The organism is Pseudomonas sp. D3-27, assembly GCF_051132165.1.
Classification (GTDB): Bacteria; Pseudomonadota; Gammaproteobacteria; order Pseudomonadales; family Pseudomonadaceae; genus Aquipseudomonas.
Window position 1 is genome coordinate 3,266,836 of sequence record NZ_CP071667.1, and the last position, 25,165, is coordinate 3,292,000.

The 25,165-nt window shown below is 60.2% G+C and carries 21 protein-coding genes; 7 read left to right on the top strand and 14 right to left on the bottom strand.

Annotated elements, in window-relative coordinates:
* Positions 1-35 precede the first annotated feature (35 nt).
* Positions 36-803: a transcriptional regulator GlcC gene (gene glcC, locus J3P92_RS14680; protein WP_434606135.1), complete on the bottom strand. Its 768-nt coding sequence runs from the start codon at positions 801-803 to the stop codon at positions 36-38.
* Between the two features lie 232 nt (positions 804-1,035).
* On the opposite strand from glcC, the gene glcD reads away from it, so the two are divergent.
* The 3 genes from glcD to glcF are packed head-to-tail and all read left to right on the top strand — an operon-like array spanning position 1,036 to position 4,820.
* Positions 1,036-2,535, top strand: coding sequence for a glycolate oxidase subunit GlcD (gene glcD, locus J3P92_RS14685; protein ID WP_434647880.1), 1,500 nt, complete (start codon positions 1,036-1,038; stop codon positions 2,533-2,535).
* Positions 2,535-3,599 carry a glycolate oxidase subunit GlcE gene (gene glcE / locus J3P92_RS14690; protein WP_434559271.1) on the top strand — a complete coding sequence of 355 codons (1,065 nt, stop codon included), beginning with the start codon at positions 2,535-2,537 and terminating at the stop codon, positions 3,597-3,599. Before glcD ends, glcE begins: the two co-directional genes overlap by 1 nt.
* Before the next feature lie 3 nt (positions 3,600-3,602).
* Positions 3,603-4,820: a glycolate oxidase subunit GlcF gene (glcF, locus tag J3P92_RS14695; RefSeq protein ID WP_434647883.1), complete on the top strand. Its 1,218-nt coding sequence runs from the start codon at positions 3,603-3,605 to the stop codon at positions 4,818-4,820.
* A 52-nt stretch (positions 4,821-4,872) separates the two neighbouring features.
* On the opposite strand, the gene J3P92_RS14700 is transcribed toward glcF, so the two are convergent.
* Positions 4,873-6,039, bottom strand: a complete 1,167-nt coding sequence (locus tag J3P92_RS14700) for an MFS transporter (protein ID WP_434647884.1) — start codon at positions 6,037-6,039, stop codon at positions 4,873-4,875.
* A gap of 94 nt (positions 6,040-6,133) precedes the next feature.
* On the opposite strand from J3P92_RS14700, the gene J3P92_RS14705 reads away from it, so the two are divergent.
* Complete coding sequence (locus tag J3P92_RS14705; RefSeq protein ID WP_420763640.1) at positions 6,134-7,027, top strand: LysR family transcriptional regulator; 894 nt, start codon at positions 6,134-6,136, stop codon at positions 7,025-7,027.
* 24 nt (positions 7,028-7,051) lie between these two features.
* Here the strand turns inward: J3P92_RS14705 and J3P92_RS14710 are convergent, their stop codons facing one another.
* The 3 genes from J3P92_RS14710 to J3P92_RS14720 form a co-directional block, all read right to left on the bottom strand.
* Positions 7,052-7,597, bottom strand: coding sequence for a cytochrome b (locus J3P92_RS14710; protein ID WP_420763639.1), 546 nt, complete (start codon positions 7,595-7,597; stop codon positions 7,052-7,054).
* A 130-nt stretch (positions 7,598-7,727) separates the two neighbouring features.
* Complete coding sequence (locus tag J3P92_RS14715) at positions 7,728-9,050, bottom strand: APC family permease (RefSeq protein ID WP_434647887.1); 1,323 nt, start codon at positions 9,048-9,050, stop codon at positions 7,728-7,730.
* 161 nt (positions 9,051-9,211) lie between these two features.
* On the bottom strand, positions 9,212-10,093 hold the full coding sequence (locus tag J3P92_RS14720; protein ID WP_434647890.1) for a DMT family transporter: 882 nt from the start codon (positions 10,091-10,093) through the stop codon (positions 9,212-9,214).
* A 135-nt stretch (positions 10,094-10,228) separates the two neighbouring features.
* Between J3P92_RS14720 and J3P92_RS14725 the strand changes: the two genes are divergently transcribed.
* The 3 genes from J3P92_RS14725 (at position 10,229) to J3P92_RS14735 (ending at position 13,621) form a co-directional block, all read left to right on the top strand.
* Positions 10,229-10,936 (top strand): TetR/AcrR family transcriptional regulator, encoded by a 708-nt coding sequence (locus tag J3P92_RS14725; protein ID WP_434647892.1) that lies wholly within the window; start codon positions 10,229-10,231, stop codon positions 10,934-10,936.
* A 73-nt stretch (positions 10,937-11,009) separates the two neighbouring features.
* Positions 11,010-11,399, top strand: coding sequence for a DUF2946 family protein (locus tag J3P92_RS14730; RefSeq protein ID WP_434606155.1), 390 nt, complete (start codon positions 11,010-11,012; stop codon positions 11,397-11,399).
* A gap of 71 nt (positions 11,400-11,470) precedes the next feature.
* A complete protein-coding gene (locus tag J3P92_RS14735) occupies positions 11,471-13,621 on the top strand; it encodes a TonB-dependent receptor (protein WP_434647895.1) in 2,151 nt (716 codons plus the stop codon).
* 111 nt (positions 13,622-13,732) lie between these two features.
* Here the strand turns inward: J3P92_RS14735 and J3P92_RS14740 are convergent, their stop codons facing one another.
* From J3P92_RS14740 to peaA, 9 genes are all read right to left on the bottom strand, one after another.
* Positions 13,733-14,659 (bottom strand): AEC family transporter, encoded by a 927-nt coding sequence (locus tag J3P92_RS14740; protein WP_434647898.1) that lies wholly within the window; start codon positions 14,657-14,659, stop codon positions 13,733-13,735.
* 188 nt (positions 14,660-14,847) lie between these two features.
* Complete coding sequence (locus J3P92_RS14745) at positions 14,848-15,726, bottom strand: LysR substrate-binding domain-containing protein (RefSeq protein ID WP_434647901.1); 879 nt, start codon at positions 15,724-15,726, stop codon at positions 14,848-14,850.
* A gap of 45 nt (positions 15,727-15,771) precedes the next feature.
* Positions 15,772-16,140: a RidA family protein gene (locus J3P92_RS14750; RefSeq protein WP_434651133.1), complete on the bottom strand. Its 369-nt coding sequence runs from the start codon at positions 16,138-16,140 to the stop codon at positions 15,772-15,774.
* Between the two features lie 164 nt (positions 16,141-16,304).
* Positions 16,305-18,290 carry a M10 family metallopeptidase C-terminal domain-containing protein gene (locus J3P92_RS14755; RefSeq protein ID WP_434647904.1) on the bottom strand — a complete coding sequence of 662 codons (1,986 nt, stop codon included), beginning with the start codon at positions 18,288-18,290 and terminating at the stop codon, positions 16,305-16,307.
* Positions 18,291-18,363: 73 nt separating this feature from the next.
* A complete protein-coding gene (locus J3P92_RS14760; protein WP_434647907.1) occupies positions 18,364-20,064 on the bottom strand; it encodes an AMP-binding protein in 1,701 nt (566 codons plus the stop codon).
* 80 nt (positions 20,065-20,144) lie between these two features.
* Positions 20,145-21,263 carry a quinohemoprotein amine dehydrogenase subunit beta gene (gene peaD / locus J3P92_RS14765; RefSeq protein ID WP_434647910.1) on the bottom strand — a complete coding sequence of 373 codons (1,119 nt, stop codon included), beginning with the start codon at positions 21,261-21,263 and terminating at the stop codon, positions 20,145-20,147.
* 24 nt (positions 21,264-21,287) lie between these two features.
* Positions 21,288-21,611, bottom strand: coding sequence for a quinohemoprotein amine dehydrogenase subunit gamma (gene qhpC / locus J3P92_RS14770; RefSeq protein WP_007933151.1), 324 nt, complete (start codon positions 21,609-21,611; stop codon positions 21,288-21,290).
* Position 21,612: 1 nt separating this feature from the next.
* On the bottom strand, positions 21,613-23,043 hold the full coding sequence (gene peaB / locus J3P92_RS14775; RefSeq protein WP_434647913.1) for a quinohemoprotein amine dehydrogenase maturation protein: 1,431 nt from the start codon (positions 23,041-23,043) through the stop codon (positions 21,613-21,615).
* Positions 23,044-23,124: 81 nt separating this feature from the next.
* Positions 23,125-24,705 (bottom strand): quinohemoprotein amine dehydrogenase subunit alpha, encoded by a 1,581-nt coding sequence (gene peaA, locus J3P92_RS14780; protein ID WP_434647915.1) that lies wholly within the window; start codon positions 24,703-24,705, stop codon positions 23,125-23,127.
* Positions 24,706-25,165: the final 460 nt, after the last annotated feature.

Here is a 25,165-nt window from a genome sequence, read left to right on the forward strand (position 1 = left end):
AAGCCATCCATTAGCGCTCCCGCCAGCCACTGCCTCTACACCCACCCCTCAAGCCGCAACGTGGCGCGCACCAGGCGTTGTTCTTCGTTTTCGATTTCCTTGAGGTTTTCGCAAATGCTCTGGATGTGGGCGATGGCCGCCTTGCGTGCCTGCTCCGGCAGGCGTCCGGTCACGGCGTTGTAGAGCCGGGCGTGTTGGCGGTCGATCTGGCGCTTCTGCGGTTCACGGTGGTAGAGGTTGTTGACCGACGCGAACACCGAGCTGAGCAGCAAGTCCGTCAGCGAACGCAAAGTCTGCACCAGCACCGGGTTATGTGAGGCCTCGCAGATCGCCAGGTGAAACGCATGGTCGAGCCGGGCGTGGACGCTGGCTTCCAGGGGGCGGCTATGGGCGTCGAGCATGGCCTCGTAGCTGCGGGTAATCAGTACGAAGTCAGCCTCGGTCCCGCGCAGGGCCGCCAAGCGCGCCGATTCGCCCTCAAGCAGGCTGCGCACTTCAAACAAGTCGTAGAGTGTGCGTGGCTGCGAGCTGAACAGGTGCATCAGCGGCGACGCCAAGCCATGCCCAGCCAGGTCGGCCACGAAGGACCCCTTGCCCTGCTCGGTCTTGATGATTCCGCGGGCGCGCAACAGCTTCAGGCCCTCGCGAAGCGCAGTCCGGGAGACGCCGAGTTTTTCTGTCAACCGGCGCTCCGAAGGCAACAATTGCCCGGTCTTGAGTACGCCATCGACAATCAGGCGTTCGATGCGCTCACAGACGACGTCGGCGACCTGCGGGTTGCGGCTCGTTTCCACGCTTTCCATCGAATCTCCCACTGGTATGACCAGATTCAGACCAATGTAATCGTCCGTTCGGACATGCTGATAAGCCATTGCCCTATAAGGCTTTTACCCTATAGCCCATGAGAACCGGCTCAAAGAACTGGTTCGACCAGCTGAACACCCCATAGACAGTAGAACGCGTCGGCCTAATGATGCAAGTCAGCCGTATCGGAACAGACCTCTAATAAAAACAACCGAGTGTCGCCTACGAACGATGAATATTCTCTACGACGAACGCGTCGACGGCGCCCTGCCTGACGTCGACAAAAACGCGCTGCTGCAAGCCTTGCAAACCCAATTGCCCGATTTGGAAATCCTGCATCAGCGCGAGGAGCTCAAGCCGTACGAATGCGACGGGCTCTCCGCTTACCGCACCACGCCCATGCTGGTGGTGCTGCCGCGCCACATCGAAGAGGTCCAGGGCGTGCTGCGGCTCTGTCATGAGCGCAAGGTCCCCGTCGTTGCCCGTGGCGCCGGCACTGGTTTGTCCGGCGGTGCGCTGCCGCTGGAAAAAGGCGTGTTGCTGGTGATGGCGCGCTTCAACAACATCCTGCACATCGACCCTGCCGCCCGCACCGCACGGGTCCAGCCGGGGGTGCGTAATCTGGCGATTTCCCAGGCGGCCGCGCCGTTCGGCTTGTACTACGCGCCGGACCCCTCCTCCCAGATCGCCTGCTCGATCGGTGGCAATGTCGCGGAGAACGCCGGTGGCGTGCATTGCCTCAAGTACGGGCTGACCGTCCACAACCTGTTGAAGGTGGACATTCTCACCGTCGACGGCGAACACCTGACGTTGGGGTCGCAGACCCTCGACTCACCCGGGTTCGATCTGCTGGCGTTGTTCACCGGTTCCGAAGGCATGCTCGGGGTGATCACCGAGGTTACAGTCAAACTGCTGCCCAAACCGCAAACGGCCAAAGTCCTGCTGGCGGCCTTCGACTCGGTTGAAAAGGCCGGCCGCGCCGTGGGTGACATCATTGCCGCCGGCATCATCCCGGGCGGCCTGGAAATGATGGACAACCTGGCCATCCGCGCCGCCGAAGACTTCATTCACGCAGGTTACCCGGTAGACGCCCAAGCCATCCTGTTGTGTGAGCTCGACGGCGTGGAGGCCGACGTCCACGACGACTGCGATCGCGTGCGCCAGGTATTGCAGCAGGCCGGCGCCACCGAAGTGCGCCAGGCTCGCGACGAGGCCGAGCGCGTGCGTTTCTGGGCTGGACGCAAGAATGCGTTTCCTGCGGTGGGACGCCTCTCGCCGGATTACTACTGCATGGATGGGACCATACCGCGCCGGGAACTGCCCGGAGTGCTTCGCGCCATCGCGGCGTTATCGGCCGAACATGGCCTGCGGGTGGCCAACGTTTTTCACGCGGGCGACGGCAACATGCATCCGCTGATCCTCTTCGATGCCAATCAACCGGGTGAGCTCGATCGCGCCGAAGCCCTGGGCGGCAAGATCCTCGAACTGTGCGTGAAAGTCGGTGGCAGCATCACCGGGGAACACGGCGTGGGCCGGGAAAAGATCAACCAGATGTGCGCGCAGTTCAATAGCGACGAGTTGACCGTGTTCCACGCCGTCAAAGCCGCATTCGATCCGAGCGGACTGCTCAACCCTGGCAAGAACATTCCAACGCTGCATCGCTGCGCCGAGTTTGGCGCCATGCACGTCCACATGGGTCAGGTGCCCTTCCCTGAACTGGAGCGTTTCTGATGGGCAGCGAACATGATTTCGACGACAGCGCAGCGCTGCTGCAGCAGGTCAACCAGGCGCTGGAAAGCGCCACCGCGCTGCGCATCCAAGGCTCCAACAGCAAAGCGTCACTTGGACGCAGCGTCGCCGGTGAGGTCCTCGACACGCGCTCGCACCGAGGCATCGTCAGCTACGATCCGACGGAACTGGTGATCACCGTTCGCTGCGGTACGCCACTGGCTCATCTTTGCGAGGTGCTGGACGCGGCGCAGCAAATGCTGCCTTGCGAACCGCCCTCCTTCGGCGAGAACGCCACCGTGGGCGGCATGATTGCCTGCGGGCTCTCAGGGCCCCGGCGCCCCTGGTCTGGGTCGGTGCGCGATTTCATTCTCGGCACACGGGTCATCACCGGTCACGGTAAACACCTGCGCTTCGGTGGCGAAGTCATGAAAAATGTCGCCGGCTACGATCTGTCGCGCTTGATGGCCGGCAGCTACGGCGCGCTGGGCGTGGTGACCGAAGTGTCCCTCAAGGTCCTGCCAAAACCGCGGCAAACGTTGAGCATCAGCCTGGAAATGGACGCCGCCCGGGCTTTGTTGCGCCTCGCGGAATGGGGCCAGCAACCGCTGCCCATCAGCGCGGCGTGCCACGATGGCGAGCGCCTGCACCTGCGGCTCGAAGGTGGCGAAGGCTCGGTCGCCGCGGCCCGCGACCGTCTGGGCGGCGAGTGGCTGGACTCTTCATACTGGCAGGATCTGAATGAACACCGGTTGAGCTTCTTCGATGAGGACCGCCCCCTTTGGCGCCTCGCCGTGCCCAATGGCACGCCTCGACTGCCCTTGCCGGGCGTACAGTTGATCGATTGGGGCGGCGCCCAGCGCTGGCTCAAATCCGCTGCCGAAGCGCCCTTTATCCGCTCGCTCGTCGAACAAGCCGGAGGGCATGCCACCTGCTACACCCCTGGCGTGACCGACACCCCCTTCCAGCCGCTGCCCGACGCGCTGATGCGCTACCACCGGAACTTGAAGCAACAACTCGACCCGCGTGGCATCTTCAACCCCGGTCGCCTGTACGCGGAGCTCTGAACCATGCAGACCAACTTGAGCGACAACGCCCGCCAACTGCCTCGCGCCGAAGAAGCCGAACGGATTCTGCGAAGTTGCGTGCACTGCGGCTTTTGCAATGCCACCTGCCCGACCTACCAATTGCTGGGCGATGAACTGGACGGCCCGAGGGGGCGCATCTACCTGATCAAGCAGGTGCTCGAAGGCAACGAAGTGACCCGCAAGACCCAGGAACACCTTGACCGTTGCCTGTCATGCCGCAACTGCGAAACCACCTGCCCCTCTGGCGTCGACTATCACAATTTGCTGGACATCGGTCGGGCGGTGGTGGATGCGGCAGTCCCACGCTCACCCGGCCAACGGCTGTTGCGCGAGGGATTGCGCGGCGTGCTGCCCAATCCAGGATTGTTCAAAGGGCTGGTGAGCAGTGGCCAGGTTTTCCGTGCCGTGCTGCCCAATGCGCTGCAAGCCAAACTGCCTCGCAACACTCATCGGGCAAAGCCACGACCGACCCTGCGCCATGATCGGCAAGTGCTCATGCTCGAAGGCTGCGTGCAACCGAGCCTGTCGCCCAATACCAATGCCGCCGCCGCCCGGGTACTGGACCGGCTGGGAATCAGTGTCACCCCGATTCGCGAGGCCGGCTGCTGCGGTGCGCTGGATTACCACCTGGATGCCCAGGCCGCCGGCCTCGATCGAGCCCGACGTAACATCGACGCGTGGTGGCCCGCCGTCGAAAGCGGTGCCGAGGCCATTGTGCAAACCGCCAGCGGCTGCGGCGCCTTCGTCAAGGATTACGGGCATCTGCTCAGCACCGACCCAGCGTATGCCGACAAGGCCGCAAGGGTCAGTGCGTTGTCCAAGGACCTGGTCGAAGTACTGCGTGACGAGCCACTGGACAAGCTCGGCGTGCACAGCGATCAGCGCCTGGCCTTCCACTGCCCCTGCACCTTGCAGCACGCGCAAAAGCTTGGGGGAGCGGTTGAAGCCATCCTTGAGAAGCTCGGATTCAACCTCACGCCGGTGCCCGACAGTCACTTGTGCTGCGGCTCGGCGGGCACCTATTCGCTGACCCAACCTGCACTGTCCCGGCAACTGCGGGACAACAAGCTCAATGCGCTGGAAAGCGGACACCCCGAGATCATCGCCACCGCCAATATCGGCTGCCAGTCCCACCTCGACGGTGCTGGCCGAACCTCGGTCCGGCACTGGATAGAATTGGTCGAAGCCGCGATGCCTTGACCGAGCACTGGGATTCAACAGGCGTCGCGGCCCGCTTGTATTCAACCCCCGGTCACACTGCAGCAGCCGCAACCACCCTGGAACGCCAGGCAAAAGCCAGCACCATCAGCAACCCCAGGGCCGCCATCGCTGCTCCGGCCAGGGAGATCGCCGGATAACCCAACCCCGCATTGATCACCGCGCCTCCCAGCGCCGCGCCAATCGCGTTGCCTAGGTTGAAGGCACCGATGTTTACCGCAGACGCCAGGTTAGGCGCGTCCTTGGCGGCTTCCATCACGCGCATCTGCAAAGGCGGCACCAAGGCAAAGCTGGCGATGCCCCAGATCAGGATGGCTACCGCGGCCGGCAGCGGCCAGCGCATCAGCACGGTAAACGCCAGCAGGACAACAATCAGTATGCTCAGCGATACGATCAGCGTGCGGTCTATCGAGCGATCGGCGGCCTTGCCGCCCCACATATTGCCCAACGTCAGCCCGACACCGAACAACACCAACATCGCGGTGATGAAAGAGGTGCGAGCATGGGTCTCGCTGCTCAGGATCGGGGCGATATAGGTGAAGACGGTGAACATCGCACCTGAACCGACAACGGTCAGGGCCAATGCCCCCAACACCGGGCCACGGCCCAGCACCCGGATTTCCGCCAACACACCGATGCTTTGCGGCGTCGGCACGTTGGGCAGGGCGAACCACAGCGCGGCCATCGCCGCCACGCCCAGGCCAGTAATGCCCCAGAATGCCGTGCGCCAGCCGAACAGTTCGCCAAACCAGGCGGCCAGCGGCACACCGCCGATGGTCGCCAGGGTCAGGCCCATGAACATGGCCGCGACCGCTCCGGCACGTTTCTGCGGCGCGACCACGCTGGCAGCGACAATAGAGCCAACGCCAAAGAACGCTCCGTGATTCAGTGAGGTCACCACCCGGGCGATCATGAGGCTGTAGTAGTCGGTCGCCAGCGCTGACATCAGGTTTCCGAGGGTGAAAATCGCCATGAGCCCGATCAGCAGATAACGTCGGGGAATCCTGCCGGTGGTCAGGGTCATCAACGGCGCGCCGAGCAGTACGCCGAGGGCGTAAGCACTGACCAGCAGGCCGGCGGAGGGAATGGAAACGCCCAGATCCGCAGCGATGCCCGGCAACATGCCCATCGGCGCGAACTCGGTAACGCCGATGCCAAAGGCACCAATGGCGAGTGCAACAAGCGGTGGATTGATACGCATGGAAGTCTCCTCATCTATGTCGCAAATGCTACGATGCGGACTTTCAAGGCGGTAGATAGCCTTTCTGGCATACACCTTTGCGTGCGGAGCACAAATGGACTTCAACGGCAGATCAGGGGAAATGGCTGTGTTCGCCACGGTGGCGCAGGAAGGCAGCCTGTCGGCCGCCGCGCGCGTATTGGGGCTGACGCCCTCGGCGGTCAGCCGGACCATTGCGCGGACCGAACAGCGTCTGGGTACCCGCCTGCTGTTGCGCACCACGCGGGCGATCACCTTCACGGCCGAAGGCGAGGCTTACCTGCGCGGCGCTCGGCGGATCCTGGCCGACATGGCCGAGGTCGAAGAAGCCGTCGCCGACCAGGGCGTGCCCCGGGGCCGCTTGCGCGTCAGTGCCGCCCTCGGCCATGGGCGGCAAGCCATCGTTCCCTTGGTGGCGGCCTTCAGCGCCCGCTACCCGAACATCGTCGTCGACCTCACCCTCGGCGACGAAGTGGTCGACATCCTCGGCGGCCAGGCCGACGTCGCGGTGCGGTTTGGCCACTTGCCCGACAGCCCACTGACCGCGCGCCGGATCGGCGACACCGGCCAGGTGGTGGTGGCTTCGCCCGCCTATCTTGAGCGCCATGGCACACCCCAGGAACCGGAAGACCTGCTGCAACACAACTGCCTGCGCTTCAATTTCCGTCGCGCCGAACCCAACTGGCCGTTCATCCGCGACGGCGAAGAATTTTCCCTGAAAGTCACCGGCAACATCGAATGCAGCAGCGGCGAGGCGCTGGCACAACTCGCGCGTGTGGGCGCCGGCATCGCCCGTATCGGCGAGTTCACCGTGGCCGAGGATTTGCGACGCGGCGATCTGGTACCGCTACTAGGTGCCTGGAACCCCGGGGACCGGGAACCGATCCACGCAGTTTTTGTTGGCGGGACGGCAATGCCAGCGCGGGTGCGGGTATTCGTCGATTTTCTGCTGGAGCATCATCGACTGTGAGCGTAGCCCGGCGGACCAGGCGGCCTAGCGTCCGAACATTCGCACCAGAACGTCGCCTTCCCCGCCACGCCGCCGATGGATCAGCACCATGGCGACGTGGCCGATGATCAGTAGCAGCAGCAACCAACCCAACCAGCTATGCAGGAGGTTCGCGGGCAACATCATCCATTCGACTTTTTCATCGAAACCCGGCATCAACGGAATGCCCAACGGCGAAAAAGCCCGCCCGGAGCCGTATTGCCGGACCAGTGCGATCAGCGGAATGATGATGACCAGGGCATACATCGCCAGGTGTCCCAGTGTCGCTGCGATGCTCAGGGACGCGGGCCTATGGCCGCGATTGTGCAAGGACCAGCACGCCCGCAGTATCACCAGAAGTATCAATACGAACCCGAGTGTCTTGTGGGTGCCCCACAAAAATTTCTCGACGGCCGTGTCCTCCAGTAGAAGATGGGAAAACGCCGTAGCAAATTGCCACGCAAGCAAGGCGGCCATTGACCAGTGCAGGAAACGACTGACTGTTCCGTAGCGAACATGGCTGTCGTGTAGTTGCCAGTTTGATGAAGTCATCGTGCAAGCCCAGTGAGTGATCATCGCAATGATAGATCATGCTGTCGGGTGACGGGCCGTCGTACGGCCGTACCCTGCCGCAATCAAGCTGCTTGGCTGTAGCCTCGCGTTCCTGCCTGGACTGCCCCGGCTAGTTTGGCTTCGCAACGGTAGGCACGGTCATCCGAGCAAAGACATACAGCAGCATGCCCACCAGGATGAGTGCCCCGCCGCGCAGCCAAGTGCCCATGTCTTGCTGACTCAGCAATACGAGACAAGACAGGATGGCTAGCACGGGTACCCACGTAGGCGTCTGATAATGCTCTTGTGCGACCTTGTCCTTGCGTAACACCAGCACCGCTATGTTGGTGCTGAGGAAAACGAACAGTAAGAGCAGAACCACGGTTTGCGCCAGGGTAGCCAAGGTCCCCGTGAGCGTCAGTGCGATTGCTACGAGGGTCGTTGCGACAATGGCCGCCCACGGCGTGCGCCGGTGGGGCAGTACCTTTTCCAGGGAGTCTGGCAAGAGGCCTAGATTTGCCATCCCATACGTGAGACGACTGGCCATGATCATGGTCAGCAGCGCCCCGTTGGCCACTGCGATGAGCGCGATGAACGCGAACAGGCGAGGCGGAATATCTAGCCCGGACGCACGGACCACCTCAAGTAACGGCGCCGAGGTCGCGAGCAGTTTCTCCGTGGACAGTACTGACGAGGCTGCGACCCCAACGGCCATGTAAACGACGCCCGCGGTTATCAGCGCCGCAAACAAGGCGCGGGGGTATACCTTGCGGACGTCCTTGATCTCTTCCGCGAGGTTGGCGGAAGTCTCAAAACCCACGAACGAATAGAACGCGAGCAACGCAGCGCCCAGGACGGCGAGCATCGGGCTGACTCCAGGCTTGAATTCCAGCGACCTTGCGAGTTGCGCTTCGCCAGAACTGAAGAAACTCCCCGCCGCGACGATGACCAGGATCAGCCCCGACAGCTCGATCACGGTCATCACCATATTCGCCCCCAGGGATTCCTTGATCCCTCTGGCATTCAACAGCGCGATGACCAACAAGAAAATCAGGGCTGCGACGTGGGCGGGTACTTCAATGAACGCTGCAAGGTAGTCCCCCGCGAAAGCCAGCGAGAGACCGGCAGCGCTTGTCACCGCCGCGGCGAGCATGCAAAAACCGACCAGGAACGATATCAACGGTGATTTGAAAGCCTTTTCGGCAAACACCGACGCTGCGCCCGCGTGAGGGTATTTCGAGACCAGTTCGGCATACGAACCCGCCGTCAGCATTGCGAACAATAACGCGATCAACAACGGCACCCAGATCGCGCCGCCGACTTCCCCTGCGATGGTACCCGCCAGCGCATAAACGCCAGCGCCCAGCACATCGCCAAGTATGAACAGAAACAGCATCGGCCCCGTGACAGCGCGACGCAAAGAGGTCTTGGATTGGGACGTGTTTACTTTCATTGAAGGCTCTGTCACAGATGTGAATGCGCGAAGGTATTCAAGCGTCATGCCTGCGCACAACGTCTGCACCAGTGGAATGGGTTCGTAGGGTAAAAGTTCACTAAATCACCCGTGACCAACTTAGCCCATAGCCAAACGAACGGTTATCCATCCAATGCCAACTAGCCGTGCCGTTTGCTACCCAGCACCAAAGCAACACCCCCCAGCACGGCGACGGATGCCAAGACCATCCTTACGCTCAGGCTTTCACCCAGAAATACGATACCCGCCAGCGAAGCCAGGATGGGCACGCTCAACTGCACCGTCGCGGCTTGAAACGCCGCAAGATGACGCACCGCGACATACCAGACCGCGTAGCCGACTCCTGACGCCAGCGCGCCGGAAAGAACCGCATAAAACATACCCAGCGCATCCCAACGCAGCGTTGAGAGAAACGGCAAGCTTGCCACCAGGACCAGGGGAATCGACCGCAGGAAATTGCCGGTTGTGGTCGCCAGCGGATCGGCGACAGTTTTGCCAAGCAGCGAGTAGATTCCCCATGCCAGCCCCGATAACAGCATCGTAAGCGCGCTAACGGGGTCGGGAGCGGCTGCGCCTGGCAGCAGCAGACTGACCAGGCCAGCCATCGCCAACAAAAACCCAACGATTGCCCGCGTATGCATCCGTTCGCCTTTGAACAAGCCGAACAGAACCATGCTCAGTTGAACCGCGCCAAACAACAACAGCGCCCCCGTCCCGGTCTCCAAATGACGGTACGCGAAGGAAAAAGCAAAGACGTAAACGAACAAGGCTGCGGCGCCCTTCCAACTGCCTTTGGTTAGGGTTGAGGACCGCCTCATGAGGCACATCAGCCCTAACACCAAGGCCCCGCTGACCAGCCGGACAACGCTGAAGCTCGCGGCATCGATATCAGTGTGCTTAAGCGCCAGGCGGCACAGCAATGAGTTAGCGGCGAAGGCGAACAGGGCGAAACAGGTCATCGCTACCAATCTGGCCGATGCTGACGAGTTGGACGCCAGTGTGGGGTGTTTGCTTATTGTCATGGTCGATCCCAATGCCCAGGCAGGCTCTTAGAACGTTCGACGCCACCGCGCCCGTTGAAACACGTTCAACTACGCTGGGCTTATAGTCGTCTCTGTACCGATCGGTCAATACAACTATCTTCCTACGACCCTCGGATGAGCTTCTCCCGTTTGTATCCTTCAACGCGCACGCATGGGTATGATTGCCGCTCAACCGGTTGGAAATGGCCCATGGGAAAAAAGAACGCCGTCGTCGCTGCCGAACCTGCTGAAACCAGCACCAAGGAGCGGATACTGAAAGTCGCTGCGCAATTGTTTTCGACGCGCGGGTTTCACGCGACCGGCATGGCTGAGTTGGAAAAAGCCACCGGCCTGGCTCGAGGCGCGCTGTATTACCACATCGGCAGCAAGGAAGAGCTCCTGTTCGAGATCACCAGCCGGTACTTGCGGGTGCTCATCGCTGAGGGCACGCCTCTGTGCGAGAGTGACCTGCCCGCGGAGGATAAATTTCGCCAGTTCTCGGCCATTGTGATGCGCACGATCGTCACTCACCTGGCCGAAATGACGGTATGTTTCCGGGAGGTGTATTCCGTCATTGGCGAGCGCCAGACCGAGTTGCTCGACCTGCACCGGCAGTATGAAAAGCTCTGGTCGCAAATCCTCAAGGCCGGCGTGAACGAGGGGACCTTCCGTACAGCTGACGCGTTGGCCGTCAAGGCTATCCTTGGCATACACCATTACAGCTACTTGTGGATCAAGCCCGGCGGCCCGCGCTCGCCGGAATCCATCGCGACGTTTTTCTGCGACACCCTCCTGCCCGGACTGAAGGTTGAGCAAGGCAGTCCCTGTAGGTCGGACTGTTGAAAAGCCCACTGACGGGTCAAAAAATGTAGAATCCGCTCGCCAAAAAACCGTTCCTTCTCAACGAGCTTTGCTGATGAAGCTGGCCAGCCGCAAAAAATCGATGATTGCCTGGGTGCTGTATTTCAGCGTCCTGTTCGCATCGTTGCTGTGCGCGATGGGCCACGGGCAAATGGCCGGCTTGCGATTGAGCGGTTTGGACGGCGGACTGCTTTGCTCCACAGGCGGCGGTGCAGTCTTCGAAAGCCTGCATGATGCGCCCGCCCCGTCACTGCCCGTCGAGGCTGATTGCGTCATTGCCAGCCTGTTCGGTGCGATCCTGCTCGCGGCGTTCTTCGGGCTGCTCGCCTTGCTTGCCGGCGAACCAGCCTGGCCCTTGCCCGCACAACCTACCCGTTGCTTACCCAGGCAGCGCTGGCCCCTGATCAATCCTCGCGCCTCCCCCGCCCTGCTTCCCTCGCCTTGACATCATCACCACTAGCCGCTGCCTGACGCGCGGACGGTGTGTGCTCATCGAATTAAGCCAGGAAGCTATTCATGTTTCGCTTGACTACTTTGGCGCTGCTCGCGGGCAGCACCTGCGCGTGGGCGCAAGACACAACCCTGAATTTACCCACCAGCTATATCAACGCCTCGGCCGACCAGCCGAAACCGGCGACCAGCCTGGACCTGGACACCCCCATCGAAAGCGGCTCGCGTCTGAACCTCAGTGCCCGGGAAAACCCGGCCTCTGTGAGCGTGGCCGATCGCAAGACAATGGAACGCATCGGCGCGCGCAACTTTCAGGATGCGGCGAACGCTCTGCCAGGCGTAAACGCTTCTGCACCGCCCGGCTGGGGCGGCTATGTGTCGTATCGTGGTTTCAACGGTGCCCAGATCAGCCAGTTGTTCAACGGCATCAACCTGCAATACGGCGGCGCAGCGCGTCCGGTCGGCGCATGGATTTATGACCGGGTGGAATTGCTCGGCGGCCCCTCCTCGTTCCTCAACGGCAGCGGTGCCGTGGGTGGCAGCCTGAACGTGATCACCAAGCTCGCCAACCGCGAGGAAGATACCTTCGAGGGCCGGATGAGCTACGGTCGCTACGACACTTGGGAAACCGCAGTCGGCTTCAATAAGGCGCTCAACAGCGGTGACGGTCCACGTCACTATGCGCGGCTCGACTACAGCCGCACCAGCAGCAACGGCTACATCGATCGCCAGGAGAATGGTGCGGGCAACCTGGCCTTCTCCCTGCTCAGCGACATCAACGACCGACTCTCCCATACGCTGGCGATCGAATACCTGGAGGAGAAGGAAGACAGTCCCTACTGGGGCACGCCGGTATTGCAACCGCTGACCGGCAAGCTGCACATCGACAAGCACAACCGCTTCAACAACTACAACGTCGAGGACGGTCGTTACGAGCAGCGCACCCGCTGGATACGTTCAATCACCGACTACCATCTGGACGACAACACCCAATTGCGCAACACCTTCTATCACTACGACGGCCAGCGCGATTACCGCAACCTTGAGGTCTACCGCTACAACAGCGACAACAGCGCCATCGCCCGCTCCGGCGGTTACCGCCAGCGGCACGACCAGGAGGTCAACGGTGACCGTATCGAGCTGACTCACCAGGCTCAGCTGTTCGGCCTGGCCAGCGATTGGGCCCTGGGCATGGATTACAACACCAACCAGCAAACCAACTACCCACTGTCCAAAGGTGCCTTCGATACCATCGACCCAAATGGCTTTGAGCCGGGCCAGTTTTTGGACATTCCGGGGATGGACGCACCGCGCGCTAAAGGTCGCAGCAGCTGGACCGATACCTCCTCGGCTTTCGTCGAGAACCGTACGCGCCTGACCGAACAACTGGCGCTGATCACCGCGCTGCGCTATGACCACATCGACTTCGAGGTCGTCGATCATGTGGCCCAGGCCAGGCTCGACAAGCGTTGGGATGCAGTCACGGGTCGCGTGGGCCTGGTGTACGACCTGACGTCCAATGTCAGCCTTTATACCCAATACAGTACGTCGGCCGAGCCGCCGGGAGGCACGCTGACCAGCGCCTCCATTGCCCAGGTGGGCGATTTTGACTTGAGCACCGGTCGCCAAGTCGAGGTGGGCAGCAAGTTCGATTTTCTTGACGGTCGCGGCTCGGCCACCGCCGCGGCCTACCGCATCGTGCGCAAGAACATCTCCGTCCCCTCCTCGACGGTGCCCAACACCACCGAACAAGCGGGTCAGCAAACCTCCACCGGCATTGAGCTGGCAGCGTCGTTCAAGGTCACGCCCAAGCTGTTGGCGGCCGGCAACGTCACTTGGGTCAGGGCCGAGTACGACGAGTTCAATGAAACCATCGCAGGCGTCGTGCACTCACGCAAAGGCAATAATCCGGTGAACATTCCAGATCGGGTCGCCAATCTCTGGCTGACCTATGACGTGGCTCCTGGCTGGCAACTCGGGGCCGACGCGCGCTACGTGTCGTCGGTTTACGCCAACACCGCCAATACGATGTGGGTGCCTTCCTACACCCTGTACGGCCTGTCCATGACCCACGACCTGGACAAACACCTGCAAGTCAGCGCGCGCCTGCGCAACCTGACCGACGAGGTCTATGCCCGTTTCATCCACCAGAGCAACACTCAATATTACGTGGGGGAACCGCGCAGTCTGGAAGTCGCCATGCAGTGGAAGTACTGACAAGCCTGAACGCACTGCAACAAGTCGTCTGACGGCCTGACGTGTCTGATTATGAGTCGGAGCGCAGGCCGTCCCGCGTTGGCTAGCCTGGTAGCATGGCTGAGCGCGCGCTCAAATCCACTGGGTCATCACGAGGATTACAGCTGGAAGTGCCAGTCCTGCCAGCATGGTCTGGCAAGCGATGATCCCAGCCATAAGAGGGGCATCCCCTCCTAACTGCCTTGCCATGATGTAGGAGGACGAGGCTGTGGGCAGTGCTTGGAATAGAAGTGCTGCAACCGCGGCCTTTCCTTCAAGCCCGAATAGGTGGCACGCCCAAAGTGTCACCAGCGGCATGATTAAAAACTTGGTCAGCGACGAATAACCAACCGGACGCCACCATTGCCTGATGCTTGCGAACTCAAGCGCAGCACCCACGCAGAGCAATCCAAGCGGTAGTGACATTTGTCCCAAGGCTTTGAGCATCGGCTCAATGCCCACAGGTAATCCCCAGCCCGAGAATTGGATCAATCCGCCGGCGAAGCACGCAAGTATCAGCGGGTTCAGTGCCAACTGTTTGAGGACTTTGCCCAATGGCATCCTGCCGCCTGAGCCGTACTTTGCGAAGACCAATACACACAAAATGTTCACACTGGGCACGATGGCCGCGTTCGCGACCGCGGCCAGGGCTATACCCTGCACACCGAACAAGCCCGCAGCTGCCGACACGCCCACGTAATTATTGAAACGTATCCCCCCCTGAAAAACCGAAGTGAACGCAGCATCGTCCGCGGTGATCAGCGATCTGGCGCTCAACAACATTAGCGATACCACAACAGTCGAGAATACGAGCACCGAAACCATGCTTTGAAACGGCACGCCATCAAGGTTGGCGGTCGCCAGTCCGTGAAAGAAAAGAGAAGGCAACAACACGTAATACGCCAAGCGCTCTGCCTGCGCCCAAAAAGTATCCGCCAGAAACTGACAATGCTTGAGCCACGCGCCCAGCACGATCAATAGCGCGATGGGCAACAAGGCAGTCATCAAGGAGAGGGTCATGCGCGTGCCTTGATTTTCTGTGCCAACGGTTCGCATTCCGCAATTCGTCGGCTCATCAGCGGCATGTCTACGGTAGGTCTACTGATCATGGTGCCCCCAAAAACTCAATGACTGAGGTCCACGATAAGAGGTCGAACTCCAAAATAAAAACGTTTTAAACTTCAGCGATCAACAAGTATTACTCATGGTTAATCGGGCAAGACATGGGCTTTCACCGCGTTCGCCAGCGCTGCCGCCAGTCGCGCAAGCGGACGATCTTCGCGCTCCAGCAATACCACACGCCTGGTTTTTTGAGGGATGCCGAACGGTTGAACGGCCAGTGTTTTCAAGCTTATGACTTGATGCCGGGAGAGCGGAACGATCGATACGCCCAACCCGCTTGAGACCATCTTGATAATCGCATCCTGGCTATCCAGCTCCATGCTGGTCTCCACACGCAGCCGCATAGCGCGAAGCTCTCGCTCAATGGTTCGACCTGCCCAGGCGCGACGATCGAATCGAATGAACGGCTGGCTTTTGAGTAGAAGCTTCAAGTCCTCGTGGGCACGTGATACCGGCGCGATGATCCAGAACCCTTCCTCGTAAAGGACTGTGCTTGCCAGGCCGTAAGGGTGTGGTTTTACCGGTTCGGTGGTGATCGCAACGTCAAGCTCGCCCGCCTCTACGCGCGTGGCCAATTCGGCGGACATTCCCGACGCAACAGTGATGCGCAGGTGAGGATGTTCGGCACGCAATGCCGACAGCGCGAGAGGCAACACGCTCGCCAGCGCTGTATGAATGGCACCGATTCTAAGCCTGCCGCGCAACTCAGTGTCGCCTCCAATCTCGGACGAGATGCCGTCGTATAAGGCTAGAATTTCTCGCGCGCGCTCAACGGCAATATGCCCAGCATCCGTCAGCACCGGCAACCGCCGTGAGCGATCAAACAGAAGTGTATTGAAATCTTCCTCCAAAGACCGGACGTGAAGGCTGATCGCTGACTGGGTCAAATGCACGGCGTCCGCGGCCCTAACAAAAGAACCGTATTGGGCAATGGCAAGCAGTGTTCGAAGTGCGCGTAGAGACATAGCCATTAATCCTGCAGATTGATGGCCGAGCTTGTCATAAAGGGATCAAGCATCAAGGGCAGGTTTCGCTGCTATTACCATGATCTCAACCAGCACCTCGGGTCGCGCCAGATTTGCCTGAACAGTGGCCCGTGCAGGAGCGCAGTCGGTTGGAAGCCAAGCATCCCACACTGAGTTCATCGCCGCGAAATCACGATCAATGTCTTTAAGCCAGATCTGTGCGCTCAAAAGCTGGTCCTTGTCGCTGCCCGCCAACGCCAACAAGGCTTCGATTTTGGCCAGCACCTGCTGCGTCTGCTCTTCGATGCCAGCCTGTAGATCAGTAGGTACCTGGCCGGAGAGATAAAGCAGATCGCCGTGACTAACCACACCGGACATCCGCGCGTTGCTCTGAAAACGTTCAATCGTTGCCATCGGTTTTAATCCATGAACTGGGAATATTAAGGTCGGGCCGTCAACCAGCCGAACCATACGCTGGGCACCACCAAATGCCAAGGTTATGCCCAGCGCAGCTGGATTGACATCCAAGCGGGCCTTTCATGCCAACGCCTTAGGCCCGGAACAGCCAGGTTTGCGTTTCACGCCAGCGAGTCAGCCACTCCGATCAGTTGAAAGACCTCCTCTTGCGAGGGCTCGGCGAAGATGATGTTCAAGTCACGGTAACCGGAGTGATCCCCGACCAGGCTCAACTCGAATCGAGCCCCTGATGCGTCGGCTTCGTAGCTCTTCAAGTAAGTCAGGTTCTTGGCTTCATTGACAACCACATCCAAGGTGCCGTTGTACCCATTGCCGAGTCGGGTAAAGCCCAAGGCGGACACATCGATCGTGTCTTCACCCGTGGTGTAGTCCATCAGGCGGTCAGTGTGGTTTTCGGTGGCGGTACGGTAGCTGTCGCTCAGCAGGTCGAAGCGGAACACGTCGTTGTTGCCGCCACCGACCAATTGGTCCCGGCCTTCTGCGCCAATCAATACGTCATTGCCTAACGCTCCATAGAGGCGATCATCGCCCGCGTGCCCTTCGATGATTTCGCCTCGGGCGTTGCCTTGTAAACGATCGTCCCCTTCGGTGCCCACCAACCTGGCTTGCTGGAACAGGACGCTGGTTTCATCCAGCGTTTGGCCCAGATTACCCTCGAAGACCACTTCGAAGCGTTCCCCATCCGCGTTGGCCTCGAAACTCTTGAGGTAGGTCCGCGTCCCGCTTTCATTGACGCGTATCGCCAGCGTTCCGTCATAGCCATTGCCCAGTCCGAAAAAGCCCAGGGATGAGAGATCGAGGGTATCGGTGCTGGGGTCGAAGTCGGTGATTCGGTCGCTATGGGCGGTGGTTGCGGTTCGGTAACTGTCTGCGACTGACTCGTAACGGAACGTATCGGCACCGGCCCCGCCCGTCAGCAGGTCACGACCTTCCTGGCCATCGAGCAGATCGTTACCGGCTCCGCCAGAGATCGCATCGTCGAATGACGCGGTACCGGGCAAGAAATCATCATCGCGGCCACCGTCGACGTGGTGATAGCCGTCGTCGGGATTGCCAAAGCTGTGGTCCAGGCTACCGTCGGGGTTCAACTGAACCAGGGAGGCCAGGTAGCCGTCCGCGCTTGTACCTTGGCTTGCGCCAATCAATACCTTGCCGTTGGCCAGCACAATCATGTCGGCGATCGCAAAAGGAGCGTTTTGCGAGCCCCAACTCACCTTACCCAGGTCACCGAAGCTGCTGTCGAGCGAGCCGTCGGCGTTGAGTCGGGTGACGGTCGCCACGCCCCCCGAGGCGCCCGCCAGCAGGATTTTGCCGTCATCCTGGATGACGAGGGCATCCGCATGAACATCCAGGGCCAGGCTGCCCCCGTTCGCGAAGCCGCTATCCAGGGTACCGTCCGGGTTGAGGCGGGTCAGGGTATCTTGCCCTGTGACCAATACTTTCCCGTCTTCCTGCAGCGAAACGTCGATCGTGCCGCCGGGGTGAATGCCGACGGAGGCTGGCAGGTGCAAGACCCCTGCCTCTGCGAAAGACGGGATCAAGGCCCCCGTCGCGTCGAAGCGGGCGATATAGATCTCCCCGGAGGGATACCCCGCGCTTGCGAAAAAGCTTCCGTCGCGTTGCACGGAGAACGACGCTTGCTGGCCTAGATTGTCATTCCAGTAAAAAGGCACGATCGCGGTGCCGCCATTCCCGAAACTCGTATCCAGGCTGCCGTCCGCCAAGGTGCGACTTACCCCCGATACCCAGGCGTCGCCGACTTGCACGTACTGCGCCACCAGGTAAGCGCCTCCCGGCTGCACCGCGGCATTACCGCCGTCCTCGATATCGAGCGACACAGGAAGAAGCGATTTACCGTCTCCACTGAAGCTGCGGTCCAGGCTACCGTCGGCATTGAACCGGACCAGGCTACCGGTGAAGCCCGAGTCCTCTTCGCCTCCCAATCCCAGGCGACTATAAGCGCCCAGCCAGATAGCACCGTCCGGATCGACCGTGATACCTGCGACAGTGTCCGAGCCCCATAAGGTGGTGGCAACCATGCCTGTGTTCCGCGCCGCTGCAGCGGCGGGCGAAATGTCCTGACTCATGTCCATGTCTCCTGTAGCTATTAGGCGCCAAAAACTATAGACATGGGTCAGTCAGGTTGCCACTTTTCATCCCTCAACCGCCTATCAAGGGCATCGGCGAACCGGGCGCTCCCAGTTCCTCTACGCTGATTTCACGCATGCGGAACTTCTGCACCTTACCGCTGACGGTCATCGGAAAATTGTCAACGAACTTGAAGTGGCGTGGCGTCTTGAAATGAGCGATCCGGCCCTTGCAGTAATCGCGCAGCTCTTCAGCGCTTGCCTGGTGTCCCTCGTGCAGCCTGATCCAAGCAACGATCTCTTCCCCATAAACCTTGTCCGGAACACCGATGACCTGAACGTCTGCCACCGAAGGGTGGCTGAAGAAGAACTCCTCTATTTCGCGCGGGTAGACGTTCTCGCCCCCTCGAATGATCATGTCCTTATTGCGCCCGATGATCTTCAGATAACCCTCGTCGTCCATGATTGCCAGGTCGCCGGTGTGCATCCAGCCCGCATCGTCGATGGCCTGCGCGGTCGCCTGCGGGTTGTTCCAGTAGCCCAGCATCACGCTGTAGCCGCGAGTACACAGTTCGCCAATCTGACCGCGAGGAACGACCCGGTTCTGTTCGTCGATGACCTTGCTTTCCAAGTGCGGCTGGGTGCGGCCGACACGGGTGACTCGGTGTTCGATATCGTCGTCCGGCCCGGTCTGGGTGGAGACCGGGCTGGTTTCGGTCATGCCGTAGGCGATCTGCATCTCCTTGAGGTGCAGGTCTTCGATCACCCGCTTCATGACTTCGATCGGGCAGGTGGAGCCGGCCATGATGCCCGTTCGCAGATGACTCAAATCCAATGACTGGCGCTGCGGGTGGTCGAGCATCGCGATGAACATGGTCGGCACGCCATACACGCCGGTCGCTTTCTCCTGTGCGGCGGCCCGCAAGGTCTCCAGAGGATCGAACGCCGCACTGGGGTAGATCATTGTCGTTCCGTGGGTGACACAACCCAGGTTACCCATGACCATGCCGAAGCAGTGATACAACGGCACCGGTATTACCAGCCGGTCTTGCTCGCTGAGCTTCAGGCTTTCACCGACCATAAAGCCGTTATTCAGGATGTTGTAATGGCTGAGGGTGGCGCCTTTAGGGAATCCGGTGGTCCCCGAGGTGTACTGGATGTTGACCGGATCGTCGAACTGCAATTGTTCGCCGCGTTCGCGCAATTGCTCCGGAGCCACTCGTTCCGTCAGGTCTCGCAACCCCTCCCATGACAACATACCGGCGGCTGGCGCAACGCCAAGGCTGATCACGCCCCGCAACTCAGGCAACCGGCCACTTTGCAGTGCGCCTACGGCGCAGCGTTGGAGTTCGGGCAGCAGATCATGAAGCATCGCGTGGTAGTTGGAGGTCTTGAACGAATCGGCACAAATCAGCCAGCGGCACCCCGACTGCTTGAGGGTGTATTCAAGCTCGGTCAGGCGGTAGGCCGGATTGATGTTCACCAACACCGCTCCCACCTTGGCGGTTGCGAATTGGGCAATGCACCATTGCGCGCAGTTCGGCGACCAGATGCCGACCCGTTCACCGGCCTTGAGGCCCAGCGCGAGCAATCCTCGTGCGCAACAGTCCACCTCCTCGGCCAACTGTGCCCAGGTGTAGCGCAGCCCTTGATGCCGTACGACCAACGCTTCGCGATCGCAGAATCGTTCCACCGCTCGGTCGAACGCCGCGCCAATGGTCATCGCCAGCAAGGGTGTGGTTTGCGGTCCACGGGTGTAACTGGGGACACTCATATCTGTTTTCTCTGTACGATCCAAATGTGGTTCGGGGTTTCAACCACGGCGCTTTGTTGAATGGCTTGCCCTCTTTGTTTTTAACGCGTGAATATCTGAGCCGTGGTAATCGCCATATCACCGCCGGGCAATTTGATATTGCCGATCTGCTTCAAACTGTCGGCGTCGAACACCGCTACGTCGTTGAAGGTACCCGCCAGGTAAATCTTGCTGCCGGCCTTGTTGAACGAAATGCAGTAAAAGGAATGGTCCAGCGTGGCGGCCTGAAGCAGTTTTTTCTGCTTGATGTCGTACTTGGCCAGACGGTTGAGTACACCGAACATCAGGTTCGGGTCCTTGGGCGAACGCATGCCACTGAAATAGATCTCCGTCAGAGGGCCGAAGTCGGTGGTTTCGGTCTTGCCGGTTTTCAGGTCGATGCTGAACAACCCATAGAGGTATTCGGCGGTGGCCGGGTCCTGCTGCTTGTCCTTGAATTTCGCGGCGGTATAGAGCAGCGAAAAATCATGGCGGTACGTTTGCTGGTTCCACACATAAAGCACGTCCGGCGCGCTGTAGTTTTCACGCTTCCAATGACGACTGGGGATCAGCACGTCGAATTTGCCGGTGTTCACGTTGACCTTGTAGACATCCGCTCCCGCCACATACAGCGTGCCATCGTCACCGCTTTGCATGATGGTCAGCTGCCGCGGTGCCGGAAAACTGCGAACAGGTTTGGCGTTCATGCCGGCATCGGTGGCGTACACATCGAGCCGGGGTTGCTGTACTTCGTAACGGTCGTTGAGGATCAACGTCGGGTTGGCGATGGCAAAGAGTTCCTTGCCGTCGTGGCCAACAGTAAAAGCGAACATGGATTTCGCTTTCTCCCCCGGTTTCTGGGTGATGCTGGCGTGAAAGACCTGTTTGCAGCTGTCCAGCTCAACACCGTAAATATCCGCGTAATGGTTGTTCAACACGTAGGCGGTCTTGCGATCCGGCGACAGTTGCACGGTGCCGGGACCGAAGGCGTCCGGCATCTTGCAGGTCTTGAACAGGCTGTCGGTGGCCAGGTCGATCACGTGCAGGTTGTTCGGATAATTGGTGGTCACCATGTACTCGTGACCGCTTTGCAGTGCGGTGTTTTCATCGGCCAGGACATCGAGTGAGATAACGCCCAGGACACCGAACGCGGCCAAGCCGCAGGCTTTGATGCATTGCATGCTGGAATCCTTCTTCATGACCGATCACTTGTCTTTAGGAAAAACGGTGCCGAGGTTGCGCCAGTTTTCGTTGGACGCCTGGGCATCCTTGTTCCAGTCCGGATAGGTGCTCATCATGTCCGGCACCTGGGCCGGCCACCAGCAGGGGTCGGAGCAACCATACAGGTCGGCTTCCATCGGCTGGCACAGCGACGACACGCCGCCGAACGCGTCGATTTCCCAACCAGGATCGGTGGTCGAGGCGCAGCCGGCGACGGAGCTCATCGCCACCACTTCTTCGATTCGGTTCTCGGCCGCGGCCTGATCGAGTTTCTGGGCTTTGTTGTTGATTGCCTTGAGATGTTTCATATCAGTGAGCCTTGCGCGGAGTGATGTAACTGCTGATAAACGCAGGGTTGTGAGCCATGATCCGGGTGTAGACCTCGATGCCGAAGTCGACCCAGTCACGCATCAGTTCGCAGTAGTGGTAGGTCGGATGAGTCGGGTCGCCGTATCGGGCGTAGCTCTCGTGGTAGCAGCCGCCGGAGCAGAGATTGCGGATCTGGCAGTCTTCACAGCCAGTATTGGTACGGTCGAGCCGCTGGGACAGGAAGTCATTCAACTCGACCTGTTTCACCCCGCTGTGAACGTTGCCGAACGTCGGCAGGCTCGAACCGGTAAAGCGGTGGCACAGGTTCAATTCGCCCTTGTGATCCACCGCCAGCATCTTCAGGCCCGCGCCGCACGGCAGGGCTTTCTTGTGGCCCTCATGGATGTCGGTGATCAACTGGTGCAGGTTGGAGAACCCGATGTTGCGGTGCTCCAGTGCCGCTTCCAGGTAACGACGACCGAGCTTTTTCATGTTGGCGAAGACCTCGATCAGTTCGTCGCTGGAAAGGTTGAAGCTGCTGATATCACCGGACGTCACCGGAGCAAAACCGACCTCGGCAAATCCCAGTTCGTTGAACAGGTGGTCCCAGATGGTCTCTACATCGGTAACGCCAGTGGTCAGGGTCACCCGCGCGCCCACTGGACGGCTGTTGTAACGCGACAACAGCATCTCGGCCTTGCGCCGCACCACGTCATACGTGCCCTGCCCACCCACCGTGATGCGATTGCGATCATGCACGGTCTTCGGCCCGTCGATACTCACCGAGAGCCCGAAGCGATGGGCGTTGAGGTAGTCCACGGTGTCTTCGGTGAGCAGCGTGGCGTTGGTGGTCATGACGAACTCGACGAACTTGCCCGCCTCGGCAAACCGCTTTTCACAGTAGTCGACCATGTACTCGATCAGCTTGCGGTTGCTCAGCGGCTCTCCCCCGAAGAACACCACAGTGAAACGCTCTTCATCGGGGGATTCGCGCAGCAGCATTTCTACCGAAGCGACCGCCGTTTCGACGTCCATCTTCTTGCCCGCCGAGGGCTTGTCGAGGTCTTCTTTGTAGCAGTAGGTGCAGCTCAGATTGCAGCCCGTGTTGACGTTGAGCACCACGGTATTGATTGCGGTGCGCTCGACCCGTTTGGTACCGATGTCCGGCGACAGCGGTGAGCCGTCGCTGACCAGTTCCAGGGAAATCAGCTCACGCAGGGTTTCGGTGATTTCTTCGCCGTTGAAGCGTGCGGCCAAGCGCTGGATCAGGTCGTCCGATGAGTAGCCGGGGCCGCGCAAGGTATCGATGATGGTGCCCGTCAGCTCATCGCTGGCGAACAGCGAGCTGCTGGGAATGTGGAACAGCATGCGGTCGGCGTCGACATGCACTTCGTGCAGATTGCGTTCGACCAGATTCAAAATAGCGCCCATTGCAAACCTCCTGTGCAAGCCCCGATTCACGAGGCCTGCGGTCATTCCGAAAAGTGTCTGGAACCGCTACAAACAGCCAACTTATGGAATGGGTGGATTGTTCCAGCGTTGCACGGTGACGATCATGTGGCCTTCGCCGGTCAGGGATTTCCCTGCGTCGTCGACGGCGGCGATCACCTTGAGATTGCCGGCATTGTTGGTGGACATCTTGCGCTGCGGGTTCGGCCCGGCATCGCCTGGGGTGAACACACCGGTATCGGCCTGCATGGTGCCGGCAAACTTGACGTCTTCATCCTCTTTGGCACGGTCATCGAAAGCCTCGACCTTCCATTGCGCAGGGAATACGCCGATGCGATAGGGCTTGCCGTCAGCGCCCTTGCCCCAGGCTTCGGCATCGAAACGGCCCTGGACTTTTGGCGTCGAACCACCGCCCTCGCCGATCCGCGCCACCGAGAATTCGGGCACGACTTTGACTTCAGCGATCTTGCTATAGACCGACAGTGTCGGGCCTTCCAGCGTGCCGAGCGTGACGTTGCGCAGGCCCGGTTGCGCATTGGCAGCGGCCTTGATCTTGACTCGCAGGCGCTCCGGACTTTGCTCAAGCACCTGAACCACTTCCACGCCTTTGCCAAAATCCGGTTTGCCGGTCAGGCCGCTGCCGATCAGGGTAACTTCGGTTTCGCTGCCCGCCTTCAGATACCCCGGCTGCACGGCCAGCAAACGGTTGGAGCCCTGTTTGGCGGCGACAAAGTCCAGGCCCCGCTCGTCGTGCTCGGCCTCGAACATCCGACCCTGCATGGCGTTGCCCTGGGCGGCGAACACCTGACGCATGACTACGCCATCGATGGTCACGTTGCCGCGCCATTCGTAACCGGTGTAGAGAATCGCACTGCCATCGCCGTTGAACGGGCTGCCGTCGGCATACTGACCTTTGACGTTGACCTTGAACGTGTCGCTGCCATCGGCAGTCACGCTCATGACGCCAGCCAGTTCGCCTTTACCGGGCAGGTGCCCGCTGAAGCTCCAGTCGCCGACCAGCGCCTCGGCTTTCGGCGCGCTACCCACCCATTTCTTCCAGGCCGGGTTGTCCAGCGAATAACGCTTGGCCAGCAGCGGCACCATCTCTTTGCGGGCCAGATCGAACCAATCGCGGTCGCGGGACAGGGCCTGGTATTCGAGGGACGGCCATTGGCCGAGGTGGAAGTTCACCAGGCGCTCCCATTCCTGGGCAGGTCGACGCTGCAGGGCAACCCGCGCACCGGAGTGACAGCGGCCACACATCTGGCTGGTCTGGTCGTCGAACTTCTCGACGGTATTGAGCCGTCGCTCCAAGGCATAACGCACACCATCGGTCTCACTGGGCGCCAGGCCTTGGGTGTCAGCCAGGTATTTGACGAGGGTCCGGCGATCGTCATCGCTGATCTGCACACCATGCATGACCTGCATCCGGGCAATACTCATCAGCCAGCCTTCCGGCGTTTTGCGCTGGTGGCTGATACGGCTCAGGGCGTTATCGGCTTCGGGGATGTGACAGCCCTGACAGGTTTCCCTGAGGATAGTCTGGGCGTCGCGAGCTGCCAGGCTGTAAGGCGAATGCAGCGCTACACAGGCCGCCACGGTCAACAGACTGGCGCTCAGGCCTGATCGGAGTTTTCTCTTCATCAACGTCGAACCTCCCACGGTGCTTTCTTATTTTTGTGGCTTATCGTTTTTATGGTTTCTGCCGTCGGCGACAAGCCGCTGACGGAGGCAAGAGAAACGTCTGCGATGAGCAATACACGGAGCGTGCCAGCTTAACGAACGGCATTTAAATCAATGAGTTATAGGAATATCTTGGCTTTTCGACGCATCAGAACGAGATGACCTGCGTCTTATATCGCGACAGCCGTTGCAGTCTGAGACAAGCATAGGTGCCCCCGGCTGGAATACTTCATGGCCAGCGGCAATGTTCAAGTACACACGCAATGGCTCGCCGTCTCACCGATGTCGCGATTTGCGACAAAACTACTGGGTGCCATTTTCTCCTTTTATCGCTCAACCCCCGCCAACAAAGGGCCTTGGCCCGTTCCCGGTACTTGGCACAGCCATTGCCAACCTTGGAGAGATCCACGTTCTCACGCAC

Bases quoted from the DNA above. Each gene is read 5' to 3' on its own strand.
- glcC (WP_434606135.1), bottom strand. From the start codon at position 803: ATGGAAAGCGTGGAAACGAGCCGCAACCCGCAGGTCGCCGACGTCGTC.
- glcD (WP_434647880.1), top strand. From the start codon at position 1,036: ATGAATATTCTCTACGACGAACGCGTCGACGGCGCCCTGCCTGACGTC.
- glcE (WP_434559271.1), top strand. From the start codon at position 2,535: ATGGGCAGCGAACATGATTTCGACGACAGCGCAGCGCTGCTGCAGCAG.
- glcF (WP_434647883.1), top strand. From the start codon at position 3,603: ATGCAGACCAACTTGAGCGACAACGCCCGCCAACTGCCTCGCGCCGAA.
- J3P92_RS14700 (WP_434647884.1), bottom strand. From the start codon at position 6,039: ATGCGTATCAATCCACCGCTTGTTGCACTCGCCATTGGTGCCTTTGGC.
- J3P92_RS14705 (WP_420763640.1), top strand. From the start codon at position 6,134: ATGGACTTCAACGGCAGATCAGGGGAAATGGCTGTGTTCGCCACGGTG.
- J3P92_RS14710 (WP_420763639.1), bottom strand. From the start codon at position 7,597: ATGACTTCATCAAACTGGCAACTACACGACAGCCATGTTCGCTACGGA.
- J3P92_RS14715 (WP_434647887.1), bottom strand. From the start codon at position 9,050: ATGAAAGTAAACACGTCCCAATCCAAGACCTCTTTGCGTCGCGCTGTC.
- J3P92_RS14720 (WP_434647890.1), bottom strand. From the start codon at position 10,093: ATGACAATAAGCAAACACCCCACACTGGCGTCCAACTCGTCAGCATCG.
- J3P92_RS14725 (WP_434647892.1), top strand. From the start codon at position 10,229: ATGAGCTTCTCCCGTTTGTATCCTTCAACGCGCACGCATGGGTATGAT.
- J3P92_RS14730 (WP_434606155.1), top strand. From the start codon at position 11,010: ATGAAGCTGGCCAGCCGCAAAAAATCGATGATTGCCTGGGTGCTGTAT.
- J3P92_RS14735 (WP_434647895.1), top strand. From the start codon at position 11,471: ATGTTTCGCTTGACTACTTTGGCGCTGCTCGCGGGCAGCACCTGCGCG.
- J3P92_RS14740 (WP_434647898.1), bottom strand. From the start codon at position 14,659: ATGACCCTCTCCTTGATGACTGCCTTGTTGCCCATCGCGCTATTGATC.
- J3P92_RS14745 (WP_434647901.1), bottom strand. From the start codon at position 15,726: ATGTCTCTACGCGCACTTCGAACACTGCTTGCCATTGCCCAATACGGT.
- J3P92_RS14750 (WP_434651133.1), bottom strand. From the start codon at position 16,140: ATGGCAACGATTGAACGTTTTCAGAGCAACGCGCGGATGTCCGGTGTG.
- J3P92_RS14755 (WP_434647904.1), bottom strand. From the start codon at position 18,290: ATGAGTCAGGACATTTCGCCCGCCGCTGCAGCGGCGCGGAACACAGGC.
- J3P92_RS14760 (WP_434647907.1), bottom strand. From the start codon at position 20,064: ATGAGTGTCCCCAGTTACACCCGTGGACCGCAAACCACACCCTTGCTG.
- peaD (WP_434647910.1), bottom strand. From the start codon at position 21,263: ATGCAATGCATCAAAGCCTGCGGCTTGGCCGCGTTCGGTGTCCTGGGC.
- qhpC (WP_007933151.1), bottom strand. From the start codon at position 21,611: ATGAAACATCTCAAGGCAATCAACAACAAAGCCCAGAAACTCGATCAG.
- peaB (WP_434647913.1), bottom strand. From the start codon at position 23,043: ATGGGCGCTATTTTGAATCTGGTCGAACGCAATCTGCACGAAGTGCAT.
- peaA (WP_434647915.1), bottom strand. From the start codon at position 24,705: ATGAAGAGAAAACTCCGATCAGGCCTGAGCGCCAGTCTGTTGACCGTG.